1 pseudogene is annotated in these 329 nt (G+C 62.3%); it reads right to left on the bottom strand.

What is annotated here, in order from left to right:
- Positions 1-329, bottom strand: a pseudogene (locus tag HY26_RS18965) (partitioning protein); the annotation flags it as partial.

Below are 329 nucleotides of genomic sequence, written 5' to 3'. Positions count from 1 at the left end.
GTCTCGTTCTTGCGCGCCCCGCACACATGCGGACGGACATTCCAGAGGGATGATCCAGTCAGCGCGTGTGCTGCCATCAGGCGCAGCGCAATGGCGGGTGCGGCCAGCAGGCTGGCGGCGGCAGCGCCATGCCGGTGAAGGCCGACATATTCCGCCATCGGGCCGGACATTTCAGGTTTGATGTCTGTCTGTACACTGCCGTCTCCGTTAATGTCCTGACGCGACTTCTTGCGGGCCTCCGAAGCTGTCAGCCAGCCTTCATGGAACATCACCGTGCCATCTTGGCGCTGCTCCACGTAGACCTTGCCGCCCTTCTTCTTCGTGGTCTG

The organism is Hyphomonas sp. GM-8P (genome assembly GCF_003263315.1).
Lineage (GTDB): Bacteria > Pseudomonadota > Alphaproteobacteria > Caulobacterales > Hyphomonadaceae > Hyphomonas.
This window is presented reverse-complemented; position numbering and strand designations above follow the sequence as displayed.